This window comes from Streptomyces sparsus (assembly GCF_054776295.1).
In genome coordinates, this window is the sequence record NZ_BAAHCA010000617.1 from 1 (window position 1) to 3000 (window position 3000).

Below are 3000 nucleotides of genomic sequence, written 5' to 3' on the forward strand. Positions count from 1 at the left end.
GGCGGAACGCCTGCTGGGGTGCCGGCCGGTCCGCGCGGACGCGCGGTGCCGGGAGCGGTGGCGGGACAGCGCGGTGCACGGCGGGCGGGTGGACGACGGGTCGGTGGACGACGGCCCGCCGATGCTGCTGCTGCACTCGGAGGGTGACTTCGTGCCCGCGGCGCACTCGCGGGAGGTCGCGGCGGCCCTCCCGGGGGTCACCGTCCGGGTGCTGCCGGGGGACGCGCACGGCGTCGCGCTGCTCGAACTGCCCGGAGTGGCCTCGGAGGTCCTGGCCTGGCTGGACGCCAGAACCGGCGACCGTTCGGGCTCGGTCGCGTCAGGCCCGTCGCGGCCTCAGTCCCGTGAACGGGCCTGGATCGTGCCGACCCCTGGACAAACCCCGTGAACATGCCCCGTGAATCCGTGCACCGGCTCCGTCGCAGCCGTCCCGTGCACGCTTCCCCGTGTGTCGGTCCCCCTGGACCCGGCCCCGTCGCGCCGGCCCGGTCCGGGCCGGTCGGGTCTCCCCCTCACGCCGGTCAGGGCGTGACCGGTCAGGTCGTGCGGTCAGGTTGAAACAGCCCCGTGTCGTCGGTCAGGTCGCCTCACGCCGGTCCGGGCAGTTCCGCCCACACCGTCTTGCCGTTGCCGTCCGGGTCGTGCTCGACGCCCCAGTCCAGGCACAGCCGCTGGACGATGAACATGCCGTGGCCGCCGGGTCGTCCGGGGCGGTGCGGTGTGCGGGGGGCCGGTTGCCCACTGCCGGGGTCGACCACCTCCACACGGAACACGTTCGGGCCGCAGCCGACGCGCAGCTCCTGGGGGGCGCCCGCGTGCAGGCAGGCGTTCGTCACCAGCTCGGAGACGACCAGCAGGACGTCCTCGGCGGCGGCACGCAGTTCCGCGGAGGCGGCGGGCAGCCACCCCCAGTCGTGCAGCGCCTGGCGGGCGAAGTCACGCGAGCGTTGCACCGCGCCGCCGGCCCCCACGAGCCGGAGTCGGCGCACCTGACGCAGCTCGCGCACCTGGCCGACCGGCGCGCCGGGAACGGACGCCTCCTGAGGCGGTTCCGGGCCGCGATCGCCCGCCGGGGAGGGCCGGGTGGTGCTCATCAATGCTTCACCTCGCCGGTTCACCGGGTCGTATGTCGCCGAGCCCGCAGGTTCGCGGGGCACGGGCAGCTGACAGATTCCAGAGGTCTCCTGCCCGGGCGGACCGTGAGAACACCCACTGATTCCTTCGGACCTGTGTGAGACGCATAACGCTTGGATTACGAGTCCGATGAGCCGACGAGCGCGTCCGCCAGCGTTTCGTGGAGGGTGAAGACGGCGCCGGCGCCGGTGATCTCCAGCACACGGGCGACCACCGGCTGCATGTTGGCGAGGTGTACTCCGCCACCCGCCGCCTCCGCCTTCAGGCGGGCTCCGAGCAGCACGTTGAGACCGGTCGAATCGCAGAACTCGAGCTGCGAGCAGTCCACGACAAGACGCCCGCAACCACTGTCAACGCACTGCTCAAGCGGCTCTCGCAGCACCTGCGCGGTGTGGTGGTCGAGCTCGCCGTCGGGGGTGATCACTGCACTGGCGCCTTCTCGGCGCACGTCAACCGACAGCCGGCCCCGGTGGCTCGTGCTGCCGGGCATCCCGCGGTCCATGTGCACCCCTTCTGCTCGTGTCTTCAGCGGGTAAACCTTACGCCTTGACCGTCACCGTCGGTACCCGGAGAACGAAGCTGGCATGCACAAAACGGACATTCCGCACTTGCCATGCCCGGGCGCCAGCAGGTAGGCCTAGTTAACGTAAAGGCAGTACCAACACGTCGGCTTCGGAGGCGCCGCACCTGCAAGTGCACGTCACGGCTTCGGCAGCCTTACCGCCGAGAACCATGGAGGACAACCATGTCACCCCAGCTCGACGAGTCGCATACCAGGCGCAGCGGGGATCGGGCCCTGGATCAGGTGGCCCATGACACCGCACGGGCCGCGTCGTCGGCAACCCCGACCACCGCCGCGGAGCCCGCCGCAGACCCGGGTACCCCACTGCTCGATGACCTACACCTCGACGAACTGGCTGAGGGCACGCCGTTCGGTGAGGTGGGCCCGCTGGACGCCCGTGCGCTCTCGAAGACGCTCTTCCAGCGTCTGGAGACCCTGGAAGAGGGCACCCACGGCCGCGCCTACGTGCGCAACACGCTGGTCGAGCTGAACCTCGCGCTGGTGAAGTTCGCCGCCGCCCGGTTCCGCTCCCGCAGTGAGCCGATGGAGGACATCGTCCAGGTCGGCACCATCGGACTCATCAAGGCCATCGACCGCTTCGAGCCGGACCGCGAGGTGGAGTTCCCCACCTTCGCGATGCCGACCATCGTCGGTGAGATCAAGCGCTTCTTCCGCGACACCTCGTGGTCGGTGCGGGTGCCCCGGCGCCTCCAGGAGCTCCGCCTCGACCTCGCGAAGGCCGGCGACGAGCTGGCCCAGCAGTTGGACCGCGCGCCCACCGTGGCGGAACTCGCCGAGCGGCTCGGGATCACGCGCGAGGAGGTCGTCGAGGGCATGACGGCGAGCAACGCGTACACCGCGAGCTCGCTGGACGCCCAGCCCGAGGAGGACGAGTCCGAGGGCGCGCTCGCCGACCGCATCGGCTACGAGGACGACGGGCTCGAGGGCATCGAGTACATCGAGTCGCTCAAGCCGCTGATCGCCGCCCTGCCGCAGCGCGACCGGCACATACTGTCGCTGCGCTTCGTGGCGAACATGACCCAGTCGGAGATCGGCGAGGAGCTGGGCATCTCCCAGATGCACGTCTCCCGGCTGCTCTCCCGCACCCTCACCAAGCTCCGCAAGGGCCTGCTCGTCGAGGAGTGACCACCCGGTGCCCTCCGCACCGGCCCCTGCGCGGCGGATGCGCGCAGGCCGCAGGGTCGCCCCGGACATCGCACCGGGACGGCCCTGCGGTCGTCGTCACGGACGGCCGGTCCCGGACGGTCGGCCCCGGACGGCTGCTCGCCGGACCAGCCGTCCTC

Annotated in this window: 4 protein-coding genes; 2 read left to right on the top strand and 2 right to left on the bottom strand. The window is 71.3% G+C overall.

Annotation, left to right across the window (positions count from 1 at the left end):
- Nucleotides 1–388, top strand: a 388-nt coding sequence (locus ACYVE9_RS21120; protein WP_461029464.1) for an alpha/beta hydrolase family protein, incomplete at its 5' end; no start/stop codon positions are given.
- A 199-nt stretch (nt 389–587) separates the two neighbouring features.
- Here the strand turns inward: ACYVE9_RS21120 and ACYVE9_RS21125 are convergent.
- Both ACYVE9_RS21125 and ACYVE9_RS21130 read right to left on the bottom strand, forming a co-directional pair.
- The gene (locus ACYVE9_RS21125; RefSeq protein ID WP_461029465.1) at nt 588–1094 is read right to left on the bottom strand and encodes an ATP-binding protein; all 507 of its coding nucleotides are present in this window, start codon (nt 1092–1094) and stop codon (nt 588–590) included.
- A gap of 158 nt (nt 1095–1252) precedes the next feature.
- The gene (locus tag ACYVE9_RS21130; protein WP_461029466.1) at nt 1253–1636 is read right to left on the bottom strand and encodes an STAS domain-containing protein; all 384 of its coding nucleotides are present in this window, start codon (nt 1634–1636) and stop codon (nt 1253–1255) included.
- Between the two features lie 243 nt (nt 1637–1879).
- On the opposite strand from ACYVE9_RS21130, the gene ACYVE9_RS21135 reads away from it, so the two are divergent.
- Nucleotides 1880–2842, top strand: a complete 963-nt coding sequence (locus ACYVE9_RS21135; protein WP_461029467.1) for an RNA polymerase sigma factor SigF — start codon at nt 1880–1882, stop codon at nt 2840–2842.
- Nucleotides 2843–3000: the final 158 nt, after the last annotated feature.

What these genes read in the sequence shown, in the direction of transcription:
- ACYVE9_RS21125 (WP_461029465.1), bottom strand. Translation starts at nt 1,094, where the DNA reads ATGAGCACCACCCGGCCCTCCCCGGCGGGCGATCGCGGCCCGGAACCG.
- ACYVE9_RS21130 (WP_461029466.1), bottom strand. Translation starts at nt 1,636, where the DNA reads ATGGACCGCGGGATGCCCGGCAGCACGAGCCACCGGGGCCGGCTGTCG.
- ACYVE9_RS21135 (WP_461029467.1), top strand. Translation starts at nt 1,880, where the DNA reads ATGTCACCCCAGCTCGACGAGTCGCATACCAGGCGCAGCGGGGATCGG.